This is a genomic window from Bacillus mycoides, assembly GCF_018742245.1.
In the GTDB taxonomy this organism is placed as follows: Bacteria; Bacillota; Bacilli; order Bacillales; family Bacillaceae_G; genus Bacillus_A; species Bacillus_A cereus_U.
In genome coordinates, this window is record NZ_CP036132.1 from 743,602 (window position 1) to 761,085 (window position 17,484).

Below are 17,484 nucleotides of genomic sequence, written 5' to 3' on the forward strand. Positions count from 1 at the left end.
GATGAGTGGGATGAAAGTGAATAAAGCTTTAACGATTGCAGGATCTGATAGCGGAGGCGGCGCTGGAATTCAAGCAGATTTAAAAACATTCCAAGAGCTTGGTGTGTATGGAATGACGGCTATTACAGCAATTACTGCTCAAAATACGCTTGGCGTTCAAGGGGTATATCCTGTTTCTTTAGAAGGAATTACGGAACAGCTGAATTCAATTGGTACGGATTTAACACCAGATGCGGTGAAACTAGGGATGCTATTTAGTAGTGAAATTATTCAAATCGTTGCAGAACATATTAAGAAATTCGGCTGGAATAATATTGTACTAGATCCTGTTATGATTGCAAAAGGCGGAGCATCATTATTACAACAAGAAGCAGTACAAGCATTAAAGGAATATTTATTACCAGTAGCAACTGTTGTAACACCGAATGTTCCGGAAGCAGAAGTGTTAACTGGGATGGAGATTCAAAATATAGAAGATAGTAAAGAAGCTGCGAAAGTATTGCACGAATTAGGTGCTAAATATGTGCTTATGAAGGGCGGACATGCAGAATATCAAGGTAATGAAGTAATTGATTTACTCTTTGATGGAGAAGAGTTTATTGAATTTAGAAGTGAACGAATTCCTTCGAAGCAAACGCACGGAAGCGGATGTACATTCGCATCGGCAGTTACAGCAGGACTTGCAAAAGGATACTCAATTGAAGAGGCAGTTCAAGAGGCAAAACGATTTATTAGTATAGCAATTGAAGAGCCATTGAATATTGGTAGTGGTCATGGACCGACGAATCATTTTGCATATAAGATGAATAAAGCATAAGCACAAAGAATGGAAAAGCCAGTTTTACAACTGGCTTTTTTCTGTTTACTTTTTCCAAACACAGGAGTAATATATCAGCCAGAATACATTTTTGTAATACGCTGAGTCCAAATTTATGGAGCGGAGGAACCAATTTGTGCGTCGTCACTAGGGGTGAATCTTTCAATGTTGAAAGTAGGGATACTCTCAAAGTCCGAATCCGACAGCTAACTTCGTAAGCGTCTTGAGAGAGGGCGGTGCCATGATGGATATATCACTTCATCGATCTGATTAGTATAGAAGAATATCAATCTATGTTTGGATTCTTTTATGCTAAGGAGGATGAGGTATATGGAATTAACGCTTATTTGCGTTGGAGAAGAAAATAAGATAAAGAGTTTAAGAGAGCTAGTAGCATTTCAGCATGAGTTAATTATTTTTACAGCAAATGAAGAGATAGCAGCTGAAGTTAGGAATTGTGGATTTGATTCGACTTATAGCTGTAATAAGGAGCAGGATTTTACTAGTATTTTCGAGCGGATTAAGAAAGTAATTTTATTAGGAGATGAGCTTCCGATAGTTAGCTTTTTCACAGAACGCATTCGTTTCTCTTTTCAAGCGCCTATTACTGTTGTTACAAAGAATAAACGCTATCCAGCCAGGCTCTATGAAACAATTGGAGCTAAATTTGTAGTGTTTACGAACTGTGATAATATTTCTTTTTTATTTTTTGAATAGGGTGGGGGAAATGAAGATGAAGGTGTTGTTACTAGGAGATATAGCGAATCGTTGGGCGGCATCGGTAGAGAGAGTTCAAGAATTGGTAGTGCTCGATCCTATTTTTCCAAGGCCATATATAATATTGCCATCGAAAGATGCTTTATATTTAAAAACGGATATTATCGAATATGAGCAGCTAAATGCAGAACTGTCGCAAGTTTATATTCGGGGAAGAAATTTACGTGCATTTTTACGAGGAGAATAAAGGTTGAATGAAAAAAGAGCGAATACTGAGTGCAACAAGCTATGCACTTCATGTAATTCGCTCTTTTTATTTCATATTTAAAGGATCATTTTTATGAAAAAGAAAGAAAAGACAAGAAAACAGATGAAAGAATATTAATAACACTTAATGTAAACGCTTAAACGACGGAATATTTTCTTTTTTTTAGTAATTTGCCTCTTTACAAGTTAAATATAGAGGAGTATATTTACTCTCATAAATCATTTATGAAATTTCCAAAAAAACCTAAAATCGCTGAGTTCCAGAAATGGAGCGGGGGAACCAATTTTGTGCATCGTCACTTGGGGTGAATCTTTCAATTTTGAAAGTAGGGCTACTCTTTAGGCCCGAATCCGACAGCTAACCTCGTAAGCGTTTAGAGAGGAGGTTTACTTTGTGTTGTTCGTTTCGAACACTAAGTAGAGCTTAGTGTTCTTTTTTTGATAATTAGATGGTAAATTTTAACAAAAGTGAGGGGTAGTTATGTTAGATGTTGTAATGATCGGGATTTTTGTTGTGTTAGTCGCATCGATGGCAAGTCTTGCAAGTTGGTCAGATAAAGTTGTGAAAGAAGGGAAGCAATCATGATGATTGCCTTATCGGTTATTGTTGCAGCGATTACGGTGTACTTAGTGTACGCATTATTAAATCCAGAAAAGTTTTAATTAGGGGGAATCATTCATTATGATTTGGGTTGCAGTCGTTATTACAATGCTCTTGTTTATTTTAGTAGCAAAGCCAACGGGGATTTATTTAGAGAAAGCCTTTCAAGGTAGCAAAACGCTAGATAAAGTATTCGGGCCTTTTGAAAAACTTATTTTTAAAATTACGGGTGTAAAAGCATACAATCAAACGTGGAAACAGTACGCATTATCATTAGTTTTACTCAATGGATTCATGATTGTTGTCGTATATTTCATTTTCAGATTACAAGGTGTGCTGCCGCTAAATCCAGCACATATTGAAGGAATGGAGCCTACGCTCGCTTTTAATACAGCGATTAGTTTTATGGCTGATACAAACTTACAGCATTATAGCGGTGAAAATGGTTTATCTTATTTATCACAATTAATCGGGATTACATTTTTAATGTTTGCGGCACCAGCAACGACGTTAGCGCTCGTTATGGCTTTTATTAGAGGACTCGCTGGAAAAGAACTCGGTAACTTTTTCATTGATTTTACGAGAGCATTAACGAGAGTTTTTCTTCCTATCGCATTTATTGCGGCGCTAGTTTTTGTCGCACTTGGTGTACCACAAACGTTAGATGGGGCGGTTACAGCACAAACAATCGATGGTGCGAAGCAAAGTATTTTGCGTGGTCCAGTTGCATCATTCGTTTCCATTAAGGAACTTGGAAATAACGGCGGTGGATTTTTCGGGGCAAACTCTACACATCCTTTCGAAAATCCAGGACAAATGAGTAATATTTTGCAAATGATGCTTATGATGTTATTGCCAACAGCACTACCATTTACGTACGGACGAATGGTAGGAAATAAAAAACAAGGACGTATCCTTTTCGTTTCACTATTTATGGTGTTTTTACTAGGGTTTATAACGATTACTACAGCGGAATTAAATGGGAATCCAGCGTTAAATGGAATGGGTATCGAACATGTACAAGGAAGTACAGAAGGAAAAGAAGTACGATTTGGAACAGTATTTTCTTCGCTATACGCAACAGTAACGACAGCTGCTGAAACAGGGGCCGTTAATACGATGCATGATACATTAACACCGATTGGCGGTTTAGTACCACTCGTAAATATGATGTTAAATACAGTATACGGCGGTGTTGGAGCAGGCTTTGTCAACATTATCATGTATGCAATTATTGCAGTCTTTATATCTGGGTTAATGGTTGGACGGACACCAGAGTTTTTAGGTAAGAAAATTGAGGGTAAGGAAATGAAATTAATTGCGGTAACGATATTATTTCATCCATTACTTATTTTAGGGTTTTCAGCATTAGCTCTTTCAACAAATTTAGGGACGGATGCAATTTCTCATTCAGGTTTCCACGGTTTAACGCAAGTTGTATATGAGTATACATCGTCAGCTGCGAATAATGGATCAGGATTTGAAGGATTAGCAGATAATACACCGTTTTGGAATATTACAACTGGTTTAGTTATGTTTTTAGGGCGCTATTTCAGCTTAATTACAATGTTAGCTGTGGCAGCTTCATTGAAAGAGAAGACGGTAGTGCCAGAAACAGTCGGAACGTTCCGTACAGATAATGGTTTATTTGGAGGGATCTTTATCGGAACGATTGTAATTGTTGGTGCGTTAACATTCTTCCCGATGTTAGTACTCGGCCCAATTGCAGAATTTCTTACATTGAAGTAATGGAGGGTAAATGATGAGACCGGTAGTGGTAAAAGAAAAACAAATAAATCAGTCACAAATACATGCTGTAGAAGATGAGGTTAGACAAGCGAAAACGTTGGATCGTGATATCGTGACGCATGCGATGAAACAATCCTTTGCGAAATTGAATCCGAAAGTAATGATAAAGAATCCGATTATGTTCATTGTGGAAATTGGCTTTATAATTACGTTCATTTTATCCTTTCTTCCAAGTAGTTCTAATAGTGTACCAGGATGGTTTAATATAACAGTTTCTCTCATTCTATTATTTACAGTTTTATTTGCCAACTTTGCAGAAGCGTTAGCTGAAGGTCGTGGTAAAGCACAAGCAGATTCTTTAAAACAATCGAAGAAAGATGTGTTTGCAAATGTTGTAAAAGAAAATGGAGATATTGTTCAAGTTTCAGCAACTGATCTGAGAAAAGGTGACGTTGTTATTGTAAAACAAGGAGAAATGATTCCGAATGATGGTGAAGTAATTAAAGGATTAGCGTCTGTAGATGAATCTGCAATTACAGGAGAATCAGCTCCTGTAATAAAAGAGGCGGGCGGTGATTTTTGTTCAGTAACAGGCGGGACGATGGTCGTAAGTGATGAGATTACAATTGTAATTACGAGCAATCCTGGTGAATCATTTATTGATAAAATGATTTCTTTAGTAGAAGGAGCTGCTCGCCAAAAAACGCCGAATGAGATTGCTTTAAATACAGTATTAACGAGTTTAACTCTTATTTTCTTAATCGTTGTTGTGACGTTGCCGATTTTCACAAATTATTTAGGGTTTCAAATTGATACAGCTGTACTTGTAGCGTTGTTAGTTTGTTTAATTCCAACGACAATTGGTGGGTTATTATCAGCGATTGGTATTGCTGGGATGGACCGTGTGACGAAATTTAATGTGCTAGCAATGTCAGGGAAAGCAGTAGAAGCTGCGGGTGATATTAATACAATTATTTTAGATAAAACAGGTACGATTACTTTCGGGAACCGGATGGCACATACACTGCTACCTGTAGGAAATGAAACGATTGAGCAAGTAGGAAAATGGGCTGCAATTAGCTCAGTTTTAGACGAAACGCCAGAAGGTCGATCAGTTATAGAATATGTACAAACGAAATCTATATCATATAATAGAGAACTTGCAGAACAAGGTGAATTTGTTCCATTTAAAGCAGAAACGAGAATGAGTGGTGTTGATTTACAGGACGGAACGAAAGTGAGAAAAGGAGCTGTCGGTGCCGTTATTGAATGGGTTCAATCGCAAGGTGGAACAATTCCGAAAGATGTGAATCAAAAAGCAGATTTAATTTCAAAAGAGGGCGGGACACCGCTTGTAGTTGCAGTAGATGATCGTATTTACGGTTTGATTTATTTAAAGGATACAGTAAAACCTGGTATGCGTGAACGTTTTGAACAATTGCGCCAAATGGGAATTAAAACGGTTATGTGTACAGGTGATAATCCATTAACAGCAGCAACAATTGCGAAAGAAGCAGGGGTAGATGAATTCGTTGCTGAGTGTAAACCAGAAGATAAAATTGCGGTTATTAAAGCAGAGCAAGATAAAGGGAAACTTGTAGCAATGACAGGTGATGGTACAAATGATGCCCCGGCGTTAGCGCAAGCTGATGTTGGATTGGCGATGAATAGTGGTACCACAGCTGCGAAAGAAGCGGCCAATATGATCGATTTAGATTCGAACCCAACGAAAATTATTGAGGTTGTAGGAATCGGTAAGCAATTGTTAATGACACGTGGTGCGTTAACGACGTTTAGTATTGCGAATGATATTGCAAAATATTTTGCAATCATTCCAGCAATGTTTACACTTGCGATTCCGCAAATGGAAGCATTAAACATTATGAAATTAACATCACCACTTTCAGCAATCTTATCAGCATTAATATTTAATGCGGTTATTATTCCATTACTAATTCCGCTAGCGATGAAAGGTATTGCATATAAACCGATGAGTTCGAATGCATTGCTTAGCCGAAACTTACTCATTTACGGGCTTGGCGGAGTTATCGTTCCGTTCATTGGAATTAAAGTAATTGATATGATTGTCGGCGTGTTCATATAAGGAAGAGGGGAAAAAAGATGGCGAAAAAACAAAGTATACTTTCACCAATTATTCGTATTACTTTTACGTTCTTAGTCTTGTGTGGACTTGTATACCCGCTAATTGTAACTGGTATTGCGCAAGCGGTAATGAAGGATAATGCGGATGGAAGTCTTATATATAATGATAAAGATGAAGTAATTGGTTCGAAATTAATCGGTCAAAATTTCACAGACCCACGTTATTTTCATGGACGTGTCTCTAGTATAGAATATAAAGCAGAAGCATCTGGTTCAAATAACTATGCACCGTCTAATCCAGATTTAGAGAAACGAGTAGAGAAAAGTATTACAGATTGGAAGGAAAAAAATCCAACTGTTCCAGTTACAGAAGTACCGATAGATTTAGTGACGAATTCAGGTTCAGGGCTTGATCCTGACATTAGTCCGAAGGCGGCTTCCGTACAGGTAGATCGCATCTCGAAATTAACGAATATTCCGAAAGGAAAGCTTGATCAATTGATTAAGGATCAAACGGAAGGCGCTGCACTCGGTTTATTTGGAGAAGATCGAGTGAACGTCTTAAAGTTAAATTTAGAATTACAGAAACTAATGAAATAGAAATAGTGCTACCTCAATCTAAAGGATTGAGGTAGTGTTGTTTCGAAAGAAAGGTTGTGAGTGTTTTGTATGCGGATGACTATAAACCGACGTTTCAAAGGCGAACGCCAGAGGAATATTTAGAATATATTCGTCAGCAAAATCGCGGGAAGTTAAAGCTATACGTAGGGGCTGCACCAGGAGTAGGGAAAAGTTATAAAATGCTATTTGATGCTAGAGAAATGAAAAAAGATGGTATTGATATTGTAATTGGTTTAATTGAAACACATGGGAGAATCGAGACAGAAGAAGCAATTGCTGATTTAGAGAAGATCCCTTTAAAAGAAATAGATTATAAAGGAAAGGGATTTTATGAGCTTGATGTGGAAGGAATTATAAAGCGTGCACCGCAAGTAGTTGTAGTGGATGAACTTGCGCATAGTAACATTCCTGGATCCAAAAATAAGAAACGTTATATGGATGTTCAAGAATTGCTAGAGGCTGGCATATCGGTATTATCAGCGTTTAATATTCAACATTTAGAGAGTGTTCATGATATTGTAGCTCAAATTACGAATGTCAAAGTACGAGAGCGTATCCCGGATTTTATTTTGCAAAAAGCAAATGAAATTCAACTCGTTGATGCAACGCCGGAAGTGCTAAGGAAGAGATTAATAGATGGAAAGATATATAAGGAAGAAAAAATAGAGCAAAGCTTACAAAACTTCTTTACGCTTAATAATTTAGGGGCACTAAGGGAATTATCGCTTCGCGAAGTTGCAGATGATATGGATGAGAAAATCAGCCAAACAGTTATAGAACCGATTGGTGTAAAGGAAAAAATTCTCGTTTGTGTGCAATATAGTTCGACAGCGGAAAAATTGATAAGACGGGGATGGCGCATGGCTGATCGGTTAAACGCTGAATTGTATGTGTTAAACGTAGAAAGGGAAAATATAGATTCCCTTTCAGTGGGGAAAAAGCAAACGATTGAAGAGTGGAAATCGCTAACGAATCAATTTGATGCGAGCTTTGTATTAGAAGAAGCGAAAGGAAGAAAGCCAGCTGATGTTATTATTGAAGTTGCGAAAAGACTACAGGTGACACAAGTTTTACTCGGACAATCGGCGAGAACACGGTGGGAAGAAATACGAAAAGGCTCTATTGTAAATGAAATTATGAGACAAACGAAGTATATTGATATTCATATTGTTGCTGATCAACGAGCTTAAAATAGAGCTGACCTTTTGGGGGCTCTATTTTGCTTTTTACATATTTTCCTTTTTGTAGTCTATGGGGATTGTATTCCTGTGAGAGAAAGACATTCGCTTAGAAGTGGACCTAGGTTAAGAGAATGAAAATAGTCTAACTTTTTATTGACAATGATAATTATTATCTTTAATATTGATTTGATTTTTCATTAAATTGAGGGGGATATGTATGAAAGCTCGTAAGGTTATTGGAAAGATTCATTTATACCTGAGTATGATAGCTGGGATGTTTATTGTGCTGATTGGGTTGACAGGGAGCTTGCTGGTTTTTAAACACGAATTAAATCGTGTGTTACATCCTGATTTATACAAAGTAACAGAAGGCGAAAAGGTTACTTATCAGAAAGCACTTCAAACTGTATTGGCAGTACATCCAAAGGGTGAGATTCAGCGAGTATATACCCCAGATGAACCAAGTGCTCAAGGTGTTTATTTATTTAATTTAAAAGAAGGAAAGGCAAAACAAGAAGTTTACATCGATCCAGGAAATGGTAGGATCAATGGAGAGTTAGGTGAAAAATCATTTTTTAATCAGGTTGAGGAACTTCATTATCATTTACTTCTTAATGATTTTAAGGGGAAAGAGATTGTTGGCATCATTGGATTTATTTTCTTTTTCATTATTTTATCAGGTTTATATTTATGGTGGCCGGGGATTAAAAAATGGATGCGCGGATTTGTTATACGCCGAAGTAAGAATTCGTATGTAAAACAATATGATCTACATAGAGTCATTGGAGGTGTTTCAGTTCCGTTTTTGCTAATCGTTTCATTAACAGGTGGTCTGCTTGTGTATGATAAAACAATTTTCGGATGGTTTGGAGCGAAAGCTAGTGTGGCACCATCAAAAGAGATACTTATTTCGAAAGCGCTTTCGGGAGGGAAGCTTCCTCTTGATTACTTGTTGAGTGAAGCGGAAAAAGCAGTACCAAAAGGAATAATTATGCAAGTAAGAATGCCAGAGAAAGTGAAAAAAGGCAAGGCAGAAGGTGCTGTGGAAATCCGGATGAGCCGTTCATATGATCCGGGGAATGGGAATATAAAGGTATGGATGGACCAGTATAGTGGAAAAGTATTAGCAAAGCTAGACCCAAAAGTAGATAGCGGACTAACATATCAAATATGGCGTCTTCCTTTACATACAGGAACATTTGGAGGAGTATTTACAAAAATCTTGTATGTGATTGGTGGGCTTACCCCATCTATTTTAATGTTTACTGGTGTGTATATGTGGTGGTATAAGAAAAAGAATAAGAGAAAGGGGAAAAAGGCCTCGGTATCTGCAGCGTAATTATATAATTCATATACGAGTAAAAATATGATTTGATGAAGAGAGAAAGAGAAGCATTAAAATGGTCAGTGCATACTGATAAGCGTAAGTGTCATATGGAGCATGAAAGGTCTTAAAAATGAAAAATATATAATGTAGAACTATGTGGTGGTATCCCACATCCACCAATTTAAGGATTAAGACTATTCTTGAAGTTAAAAGCACGTTACTATTCTCTTATGTTAATGAGAAAGGGTGATGTGCTTTTTATGAATATGCATCAAAAACAAGAGTTGTCTTTATTTGCCGAAGAGTTATATCGATATATGTCCCCCGCTATACTTAGTCAATTAATTATAGAAGTAGGCGGAATGAAACGAAAACGTAAGTGCCATGGCACCATTTTTTATCTTAATGTGTATGGTTAAATCAACAAATCGCTACTACCTCTCTTACTCAATTTTGTAGTCAATTAGAAACTCGTCAGGGTTTATTTGATGTGATGATATCCCTAGGAAAAGAAAAAAAACCTCTATTCCAAGCCTTTTGAATATAATTTCTGAAAGAACTCATATATAATAGAAAAAGATACTTAACATAGTGAATAATTAAAGAGTCAATATATATAGAGGAGAGAGTAACATGCTTGAAAATACGGGATTAGTATTAGAAGGCGGCGGTATGCGTGGTGTATATACGGGCGGGATACTAGAATATTTTATGGAACAAGATTTATATTTTCCATATGTAATCGGTGTATCAGCTGGTGCTTGTCATGCAGCGTCGTATCTTTCCAGACAAAGGAATAGAAATAAAACAGTAAATATTGATTATGCATCACATCCACAATATTTATCGTATAAAAACTTGTGGAAAAAACGTCAACTATTTGATATGGATTTCATTTTTCATGAAATTCCAGAAAAGCATGTGCCATTTGACTTTGAAACATACTTTAATAGTCCTGAGCGTTTCCTTGTAGGAACAACGGATTGTGAAACAGGACAGTCTGTTTATTTTGAAAAAGAGGGAACGAATGATGATGCGCTAAATTTATTACAAGCATCTAGTTCATTACCTTTCATTGCACCAGTAGTAAATTACCGTGGTAAGCAGTTGTTAGATGGCGGGATTTCTGATCCGATTCCAGTTCGTAAAGCACAGGAAGATGGATTTGAAAAATCAGTCGTTATTTTGACGAGAAATCATGGTTACGCAAAGAAAAAATCAAAATTTGGCTGGGTTGCAGCGAAGGCTTATAAAAAGTATCCAAACCTTGTTAATACGATGCTAACTCGTTATGAAGTGTATAATGAAACACTTCACTACATTGAAAAAGAAGAGCAAGCGGGTAATTTATTTGTTATTCGCCCGGAAGTGCCGCTTCAAGTAGATCGTATGGAAAAAGATTCGGCAAAACTACAAAGTTTATATGAGCAAGGCTATGAAGATGCAAAGAGACAGTTTGCAGATTTACAGTCGTTTTTGCAAAAATAATAATTAGGCTGTGGAGAATGAGTTCTCTGCAGCCTTTTTTGTATTGCTACTTATACGTTACTTTTTAAAAATGTATTAATGTTTAAGTGTTTAAAGAGTTTGTAAAACATATGGGTTTATTATTGAGAAAAATTGGCTTGAAGGGTATTATGACGATGTAGCGCTACTAAACTATTTAATTTATGAGGTGATTGTTAATGAAAGGAAAGGTTTTTTCAATTACGACTTTAGTATTATTAGCAACATCAATCTCAACAAGTGCATTCTATCCAACTTTAAGTGGTCACAAAAGCGGTAATCTACTATCTTACAGAGCTCAAACGACTACGAATCAAAATGCATCTCGCTGTTCAGTAGCAATTTCTTTTATTAATTCAAATGGAAATAATTCATATATTGAAAGCGCTTCGGATAAATTAGGATCCCATGAATCTGGAAGAGCATTAAATGCTACTGTGAGTAATGGTGCATATAACGCCTTTGGTGCAAAAGGACTATACTCTGAGCATTATGCTAATGAGGATAATGACTATCAAGAAGAGATTCGTAAAGGTAATTTTGATAGTAATGGAAACTTACGATTACAAAGGTACCTTTAATAGTAATAGGAACTTACGATTACAGTAATAAAAAATATTAAATAGTTGTCTTTATAAATATTTGGATAAGGAGAAGGGGATGTTCATCGTCTCCTTCTTATCTAAAAGGAGCAGAGACATGTATTTAGCTTTTAAAAATATAAAAAGCAACAAACTATTTTCAGTAATTCTTCTTATGGCATTTTTTATTTCTTTTCTTTCTATATCAGTTGCCGCGCTTTTAACAGAGTCTAAACGAAATTTTATATCTGCTTTTCAAATCGGTTTCCCAGAAAAAAATCAAATTTTAACTGTTCCGATAGCGAATGCAACTGAATTGGAAGCGATAATTCCTTTCATACAAGATACTTTTGTGAAAAGTGATATTTACGTAGAGCATTTAAAAGCATTAAATAGTTCAGGGCAACAAAGATCATAGCTGTGAACTTAAAAGATGAGTATTATTGGACGCCATATATTTCTGAAGGGCAATATTTTCATCGTGAAAATGTAAATGATATGGTTGTTGGTGATCAAACGAATGTAGAGGAATTATATGAATTTGATGATACATATAAAAAAATAGGAACTATATCGAGAAAAGACAGTGACGTCGGCGTAGCAGGCATATACGTTCCACTTCAAAACTTACCTACTATATCTAAAAAAGGTATTATCGCGAGTAAACAATTACAATTAACAGTTGTTAACCCTACATCATCTATCCATAACGAAATAAAAACTTTTATGAATAAGAGCAAAGAAGTAATTTCGGGTGAGGTTCAAATACTGAATGAAATAGATCTTCAGGAACTAAATGTAACATATATAGATCCAGCAAATAAGTATTATTATAAATTCATTCTTGTTGCAATTGCTTCTGGCATTTCTGCGGTTTTATTTTGGATTTATAAAAAAGAAAGAGAGATTGCATTAAAAAAAGCAGTAGGTGCTTCTAATATGTCTATTTACTGCGAACTATATATTCAAATTTTGTTTATTTCTCTAGCAGCGATGTTGTTGGTTTTTCTTACGTTAGAAATATTTTCTGGAATAATTCATACGTATTTTCAGACATACTTATTAAAACCATTAACACTATATGTATTGATATGTAATGTTGTTTTTATAATCTTTCTTACAATGTTTGTTACTATAATTCCAATCAAGCACATTATAAATATATATCCCGGAAAACATTTAAGAACGTAGGAGGTCGTCATGTTTTTTATATTTGATTCTATACGGTCTGTGAAAAAACGGTTGTTACCAAGTTTGATTATAGTAATTTCTTTAATTATTGCATTTTCTTCAGCAATAGAATTTATTAGTAATCTTTCGGGATATCGAAAAATGATGACAGTAGCAAATAATTTATCGACTCATAAAAATTTCTATGAACTTTATGCGACGCAAGATATAACGTTGTTTAGCGAAGAAAAAGCGAAAAGTGATTATCAACATTTCATTCAAGCGTTATCTAATACGATATCAATAACAAATACAACAAATTATTTGTTCCGTAACTATTCACTTAGCTTAAAAAAAGAAAATGGAACGATAAAGACTCTTATTATTGATAAAGATATTAATAAATACTTTCATATACGACTTTCACAAGGAAGGTATTTTGAGGAATCGGAATTTCATAAATCAGTATTTGATATTAGACCTGTGATATTAGGTGCTAATTATAAAGAAAAGGTATCTATTGGTGATGTCATACCATCTGGAAAAATGAAGCTAAAAGTAATCGGTTTTTTAGAAAAAAATTCACCATTTACATATCCTCGAAGCGGTGAAATATCGGATAATCGTATTACATTATTAGATGACATGGCTATTTTACCAATTGGAACAGAAGAAATAGAATTTTATAGTGTAGAACTTTTATACAATGGGCTGATTATAGAAACAAATGGAAAAGTGGATATAAATGAATTTCAAAAGAAAGTATTAAAGGTAACAGAAGGCAAGGGGTATTCGTATTATATTACAAATCCGAATAAATTGTTAGAAAATGAAAAGCAAGGCATTGATAATATGTCATACCCCTTATTATTAAGCGGTACAGTTTTATTTTTTTCATTTATATCTATTTTATTAACATCAATGGCAGCGCTTTATATGGAGCGTAAAAATATTTCTATTAAATCAGCATTAGGAGCAAGTACTTTTCAACTATGTCTTACGTTTGTTATTGAGTATATGTTGTTATTCATTTTATCTATATGTATAGGAATTATGTATTTTCAATGGGAGAATAGCGGAGTAATTGAAATTCAGAAAGGGCTAGAAAATAGTACAGTATCTTTCTTTGGAACGTTACAAGTCTCTATAGAATCATTGATTGTTATAGGTGCTCTATCAATTGTAATGATCCTCATTATATATGCAATCATTTACTTCAATGTACTAAAAATAAAAAATACACATATGAAAGAGGTGTTATAGATGATTCAGCTCGCAAATGTGGCTAAGGGATACGGAAAGAGTAATTTTAGTGCTTTAAAAGATATTAATCTTACAATAGAAAAAGGCGAAATGATAGCCATTATGGGACCATCTGGTTCAGGGAAATCAACCTTACTTAACATTATTGGCTTAATTGATAGCCCCTCTACTGGAAAGTATTTTTTAGATGGCATGGATACGAGTACATTAAAGTCAAACTATCATAAGTATAGAAATAAGGAAGTTGGATTTGTGTTTCAGAACTTTTCGCTACTAGATGATTATACAGTTATTGAAAATGTAATGCTTCCACTTATATATAGAAGAATTTCTCATAAGAAACGTATACAAATATCAAAAGAAATGCTGGAAATGGTAGGGCTTGAGAGGCATATTAACAAATATCCTTACGAGTTATCAGGTGGAGAACAGCAAAGAACAGCAATAGCAAGGGCTTTAGCACAAGATACAAAAATTATACTTGCTGATGAACCGACTGGTGCTCTCGATCAAGAAAACGGGGACAAAATTATGAGCATTTTAAAAGAAATTAATAAACAAGGAAAAACGGTACTAGTTGTAACACACGACCAAAAGGTAGCTGAATATTGTGAGAGGACAATAAGTTTGCTTGATGGAAATATACAATAAGTAACATGGTATAATATGGATAAAAGTATGTGGAGAGGTGATACATATGGAAAATGTATATAAAGGGCTTAGACATACTGGATTTACTGCAATGCTTATTTTTGGCGGTGCATTTCTGCTGCGCTGGTTGATTTATGATGAAATGCTACTAGATCAGCTTATTGGGTTTAGTGTAGGAATGATGATGGTTATTTCATCGGTTTTCATTCAAAAGTGTAGTAAAGAATTACAGGTAGATGAGAGGTATTAGAAATTGTGAGCTCCCTTTATATTTGGAGGGGGCTTTTTTATTTATGAAAAAATCCCTCTTTATGAGGGATTTTAATGTGGTAAGAAAACTAATTGATAAGCGAACAAGATTCCGAATAAATACACAAGCGGGTGAACAGCACGGAATTGTCCTTTTGCCACTTTCATAAGTGGGTATGAAATAAATCCAAGTGCGATACCTGTTGAGATACTTGATGTAAGTGGCATGCTTAAGATTACTAAAAATGCTGGGAATGCTTCATCGAACGTATCCCAATCGATATATCGAACTGAACCCATCATAAGACTACCAACGATAATTAATGATGGTGCTGTAATAGCTGAAACGCCAGAAACAGCGCTCACTAACGGTCCAAAGAATGCTGCTAATGCAAATAGAACAGCTACTGTAACAGTTGTTAAACCAGTACGACCACCAGCTGCGACACCAGCAGATGATTCAATGTAAGCTGTTGATGGTGTTGTTCCGAACATAGCTCCAATTGTTGCTGAGAATGAGTCAGATAGAAGAGCTCGTCCTGCTTTTGGAAGCTTTCCGTCTTTCATAAATCCACCTTGTTGTGCTACACCAAGTAATGTTCCGGTTGTATCAAATAGTGTAACAAGGAAGAATGAGAACACAACGCCGTATAATCCGTAGTTAATTACATCAGATACAGCAGTAATTGGATTTGAAACGATAATTCCTTCTGGTAATCCAGGGATTGATGTAACGCCGTTTGAGAATGTTAATTGACCGGTGAAGTAAGCGATAATACCAGTTAATAACATTCCGATAAATAGTGCCCCGTTTATATTTAAAGACATAAGGATAATTGTAATTCCAAGGCCAGCTAATGCTAGTAGAACTGGAGGAGAGTGAAGATCGCCAAGCCCAACTAAGTTTGCATCATTTTTTGTAACAATTCCTGTTAAGCGCAAACCGATAAAAGCAATAAAAAGACCGATACCAGCAGTCAGTGCATGTTTTAAGTTTTCAGGAATTACTTCCATTAATTTCGTACGGAAAGATGTGAATGATAACAAAATCAAAATCATACCTGCTACGAATACAGCAGAGAATGCAATCGCGAAAGTCATGCCTTCATGAGCTTTTACAACAGAATAAGAGAAGTAAGCATTTAATCCCATACCCGGTGCAATTGCGATTGGTAAGTTTGTAAAGATTGCCATAAATAATGTTCCGACAACAGCTGCAATGATTGTCGCTGTAAATGCTTGTTCAAATGGAACGCCTGCATCCCCAAGGATAACAGGGTTTACGACAATGATATATGCCATTGTTAAAAAGGTAATAATACCTGCCATAATTTCAGTTTTAATAGAAGTTTTATGTTTTGAAAGGTTAAACATATAAACATCCTTTCTTTTTACGAATAATTTTCACAACAGTTATATATAATATTCGCTTTTTAACTATTTTGCAATAGTTTTGCATAAAAACTTTAGAACAATTCATATTTTATGTCGTAAATTCGAATATTAACCGTGAAAATGAGCGTGAATTGCGGTTTTTTAATGTGTAAGTAGTTTTTAATATTGTGTACATTATAAGGGGAAAGGAGTTGAAGGAAGTTATGCCACAGCAAAAAAACTTTTTAACGATGCCAGCGCAACATCAAAATAAACAGCCTGGTATTGAATCGTTAATGAATCCTCGTCCAAAGTTTGAAGATCCTAATTATAAAGGAAGCGAAAAGTTAAAAGGAAAGAATGTATTAATTACAGGGGGAGATAGCGGGATTGGACGAGCTGTGTCCATCGCTTTTGCAAAAGAGGGAGCAAATATTGCGATTGCTTATTTAGATGAGGACGAAGATGCAAATGAGACGAAACAACTTGTTGAAAAAGAAGGCGTGAATTGTGTATTACTGCCGGGGGATTTAAGTAATGAACAACATTGTAAAGATATTGTGGAAGAGACCGCCCGGCAGCTGGGGAGTTTAAATGTTCTTGTGAATAACGTCGCACAGCAATATCCGCAGCAAGGGCTAGAGTATATTACAGCGGAACAGCTAGAAAAAACGTTCCGTATTAATATTTTTTCTTATTTTCATGTTACAAAAGCAGCACTTTCTCATTTAAAGCAAGGGGATGTAATTATAAACACAGCATCTATCGTTGCGTATGAAGGAAATGAAACGTTAATCGATTATTCTGCAACGAAAGGAGCAATTGTCGCTTTTACAAGATCGCTATCTCAGTCGCTAGTACAAAAAGGAATTCGTGTAAATGGTGTTGCACCAGGTCCAATTTGGACACCGCTTATTCCATCCAGTTTTGATGAGAAAAAAGTATCACAGTTTGGGAGCAATGTTCCTATGCAAAGGCCTGGTCAGCCGTATGAATTAGCGCCTGCATATGTATATTTGGCGTCTAGTGATTCGGCATATGTGACAGGGCAAATGATGCATGTAAATGGTGGAGTAATTGTGAATGGATAGTTTTCATTTATAAGAGCAAAGTAAAGCTAATTGCATTTATCCCGCTATTTGCGGGCAGTAAGACTCCTACCTCAAAATTCGGCGAATGCAAGGAAATTAGGTGGGAGATAACTGCCCGTAAATGCCTGATTGGTGAAGGCTAATACTCAGTGGGGATGGACAACCCTCCCACCGAGTAGAGTTTCACTTTATTATGATGTTATTTGCTAGGGAGGA

17 protein-coding genes, 2 pseudogenes and 2 riboswitches are annotated in these 17,484 nt (G+C 35.7%); of the genes and pseudogenes, 18 read left to right on the plus strand and 1 reads right to left on the minus strand.

From position 1 onward, the window contains the following. Position 1: 1 nt before the first annotated feature. The 17 genes and pseudogenes from thiD to EXW56_RS03880 all read left to right on the plus strand — a co-directional run bounded on the left by thiD (position 2) and on the right by EXW56_RS03880 (position 14,804). Positions 2–817 (plus strand): bifunctional hydroxymethylpyrimidine kinase/phosphomethylpyrimidine kinase, encoded by an 816-nt coding sequence (thiD, locus tag EXW56_RS03800; protein ID WP_080013748.1) that lies wholly within the window; start codon positions 2–4, stop codon positions 815–817. 89 nt (positions 818–906) lie between these two features. Beyond that, a riboswitch (cyclic di-AMP (ydaO/yuaA leader) is annotated at positions 907–1,054 on the plus strand. Positions 1,055–1,147: 93 nt separating this feature from the next. Further along, a complete protein-coding gene (locus EXW56_RS03805) occupies positions 1,148–1,534 on the plus strand; it encodes a hypothetical protein (protein ID WP_002201721.1) in 387 nt (128 codons plus the stop codon). Positions 1,535–1,550: 16 nt separating this feature from the next. Next, a complete protein-coding gene (locus tag EXW56_RS03810) occupies positions 1,551–1,781 on the plus strand; it encodes a hypothetical protein (protein ID WP_002201720.1) in 231 nt (76 codons plus the stop codon). Between the two features lie 261 nt (positions 1,782–2,042). Beyond that, positions 2,043–2,188, plus strand: a riboswitch (cyclic di-AMP (ydaO/yuaA leader). A gap of 94 nt (positions 2,189–2,282) precedes the next feature. Beyond that, positions 2,283–2,387, plus strand: a complete 105-nt coding sequence (locus EXW56_RS03815) for a SipW-dependent-type signal peptide-containing protein (protein WP_000887889.1) — start codon at positions 2,283–2,285, stop codon at positions 2,385–2,387. Next, complete coding sequence (gene kdpF / locus EXW56_RS03820) at positions 2,384–2,464, plus strand: K(+)-transporting ATPase subunit F (protein WP_000972378.1); 81 nt, start codon at positions 2,384–2,386, stop codon at positions 2,462–2,464. The genes EXW56_RS03815 and kdpF overlap by 4 nt, the downstream gene beginning before the upstream one ends. Before the next feature lie 19 nt (positions 2,465–2,483). Beyond that, positions 2,484–4,151: a potassium-transporting ATPase subunit KdpA gene (gene kdpA, locus EXW56_RS03825; protein ID WP_002201719.1), complete on the plus strand. Its 1,668-nt coding sequence runs from the start codon at positions 2,484–2,486 to the stop codon at positions 4,149–4,151. 13 nt (positions 4,152–4,164) lie between these two features. Continuing rightward, positions 4,165–6,255 (plus strand): potassium-transporting ATPase subunit KdpB, encoded by a 2,091-nt coding sequence (kdpB, locus tag EXW56_RS03830; RefSeq protein ID WP_002201718.1) that lies wholly within the window; start codon positions 4,165–4,167, stop codon positions 6,253–6,255. A 17-nt stretch (positions 6,256–6,272) separates the two neighbouring features. After that, positions 6,273–6,854 carry a K(+)-transporting ATPase subunit C gene (gene kdpC / locus EXW56_RS03835; RefSeq protein WP_215557970.1) on the plus strand — a complete coding sequence of 194 codons (582 nt, stop codon included), beginning with the start codon at positions 6,273–6,275 and terminating at the stop codon, positions 6,852–6,854. Between the two features lie 56 nt (positions 6,855–6,910). Next, entirely contained in the window at positions 6,911–8,065 is a 1,155-nt protein-coding gene (kdpDN, locus tag EXW56_RS03840) for a KdpD-like non-kinase potassium sensor (RefSeq protein ID WP_215557971.1), read from the plus strand. A gap of 208 nt (positions 8,066–8,273) precedes the next feature. Continuing rightward, the gene (locus EXW56_RS03845) at positions 8,274–9,395 is read left to right on the plus strand and encodes a PepSY-associated TM helix domain-containing protein (protein WP_215557972.1); all 1,122 of its coding nucleotides are present in this window, start codon (positions 8,274–8,276) and stop codon (positions 9,393–9,395) included. 248 nt (positions 9,396–9,643) lie between these two features. Then, positions 9,644–9,867 (plus strand): annotated as a pseudogene (locus tag EXW56_RS03850) (IS4 family transposase); the annotation flags it as partial. A 149-nt stretch (positions 9,868–10,016) separates the two neighbouring features. Beyond that, entirely contained in the window at positions 10,017–10,871 is an 855-nt protein-coding gene (locus tag EXW56_RS03855; RefSeq protein WP_002201715.1) for a patatin-like phospholipase family protein, read from the plus strand. 197 nt (positions 10,872–11,068) lie between these two features. Next, entirely contained in the window at positions 11,069–11,470 is a 402-nt protein-coding gene (locus tag EXW56_RS03860) for a hypothetical protein (RefSeq protein WP_002159224.1), read from the plus strand. 118 nt (positions 11,471–11,588) lie between these two features. Continuing rightward, positions 11,589–12,661 (plus strand): annotated as a pseudogene (locus tag EXW56_RS03865) (ABC transporter permease). Between the two features lie 9 nt (positions 12,662–12,670). Next, positions 12,671–13,903 carry an ABC transporter permease gene (locus EXW56_RS03870; protein ID WP_002201712.1) on the plus strand — a complete coding sequence of 411 codons (1,233 nt, stop codon included), beginning with the start codon at positions 12,671–12,673 and terminating at the stop codon, positions 13,901–13,903. After that, positions 13,904–14,554 (plus strand): ABC transporter ATP-binding protein, encoded by a 651-nt coding sequence (locus EXW56_RS03875; RefSeq protein WP_002201711.1) that lies wholly within the window; start codon positions 13,904–13,906, stop codon positions 14,552–14,554. It begins immediately after the preceding gene. Positions 14,555–14,591: 37 nt separating this feature from the next. After that, complete coding sequence (locus EXW56_RS03880; protein ID WP_140392351.1) at positions 14,592–14,804, plus strand: hypothetical protein; 213 nt, start codon at positions 14,592–14,594, stop codon at positions 14,802–14,804. A 71-nt stretch (positions 14,805–14,875) separates the two neighbouring features. Here EXW56_RS03880 and EXW56_RS03885 read toward each other — a convergent pair whose 3' ends face one another. After that, complete coding sequence (locus EXW56_RS03885) at positions 14,876–16,177, minus strand: NCS2 family permease (RefSeq protein WP_002201709.1); 1,302 nt, start codon at positions 16,175–16,177, stop codon at positions 14,876–14,878. Positions 16,178–16,401: 224 nt separating this feature from the next. Here EXW56_RS03885 and EXW56_RS03890 point away from each other — a divergent pair, with 224 nt between their 5' ends. Next, positions 16,402–17,268 carry an SDR family oxidoreductase gene (locus EXW56_RS03890; RefSeq protein WP_215557974.1) on the plus strand — a complete coding sequence of 289 codons (867 nt, stop codon included), beginning with the start codon at positions 16,402–16,404 and terminating at the stop codon, positions 17,266–17,268. Positions 17,269–17,484: the final 216 nt, after the last annotated feature.

Bases quoted from the DNA above. Each gene is read 5' to 3' on its own strand.
- thiD (WP_080013748.1), top strand. From the start codon at position 2: ATGAGTGGGATGAAAGTGAATAAAGCTTTAACGATTGCAGGATCTGAT.
- EXW56_RS03805 (WP_002201721.1), top strand. From the start codon at position 1,148: ATGGAATTAACGCTTATTTGCGTTGGAGAAGAAAATAAGATAAAGAGT.
- EXW56_RS03810 (WP_002201720.1), top strand. From the start codon at position 1,551: ATGAAGGTGTTGTTACTAGGAGATATAGCGAATCGTTGGGCGGCATCG.
- EXW56_RS03815 (WP_000887889.1), top strand. From the start codon at position 2,283: ATGTTAGATGTTGTAATGATCGGGATTTTTGTTGTGTTAGTCGCATCG.
- kdpF (WP_000972378.1), top strand. From the start codon at position 2,384: ATGATGATTGCCTTATCGGTTATTGTTGCAGCGATTACGGTGTACTTA.
- kdpA (WP_002201719.1), top strand. From the start codon at position 2,484: ATGATTTGGGTTGCAGTCGTTATTACAATGCTCTTGTTTATTTTAGTA.
- kdpB (WP_002201718.1), top strand. From the start codon at position 4,165: ATGAGACCGGTAGTGGTAAAAGAAAAACAAATAAATCAGTCACAAATA.
- kdpC (WP_215557970.1), top strand. From the start codon at position 6,273: ATGGCGAAAAAACAAAGTATACTTTCACCAATTATTCGTATTACTTTT.
- EXW56_RS03845 (WP_215557972.1), top strand. From the start codon at position 8,274: ATGAAAGCTCGTAAGGTTATTGGAAAGATTCATTTATACCTGAGTATG.
- EXW56_RS03855 (WP_002201715.1), top strand. From the start codon at position 10,017: ATGCTTGAAAATACGGGATTAGTATTAGAAGGCGGCGGTATGCGTGGT.
- EXW56_RS03860 (WP_002159224.1), top strand. From the start codon at position 11,069: ATGAAAGGAAAGGTTTTTTCAATTACGACTTTAGTATTATTAGCAACA.
- EXW56_RS03870 (WP_002201712.1), top strand. From the start codon at position 12,671: ATGTTTTTTATATTTGATTCTATACGGTCTGTGAAAAAACGGTTGTTA.
- EXW56_RS03875 (WP_002201711.1), top strand. From the start codon at position 13,904: ATGATTCAGCTCGCAAATGTGGCTAAGGGATACGGAAAGAGTAATTTT.
- EXW56_RS03885 (WP_002201709.1), bottom strand. From the start codon at position 16,177: ATGTTTAACCTTTCAAAACATAAAACTTCTATTAAAACTGAAATTATG.
- EXW56_RS03890 (WP_215557974.1), top strand. From the start codon at position 16,402: ATGCCACAGCAAAAAAACTTTTTAACGATGCCAGCGCAACATCAAAAT.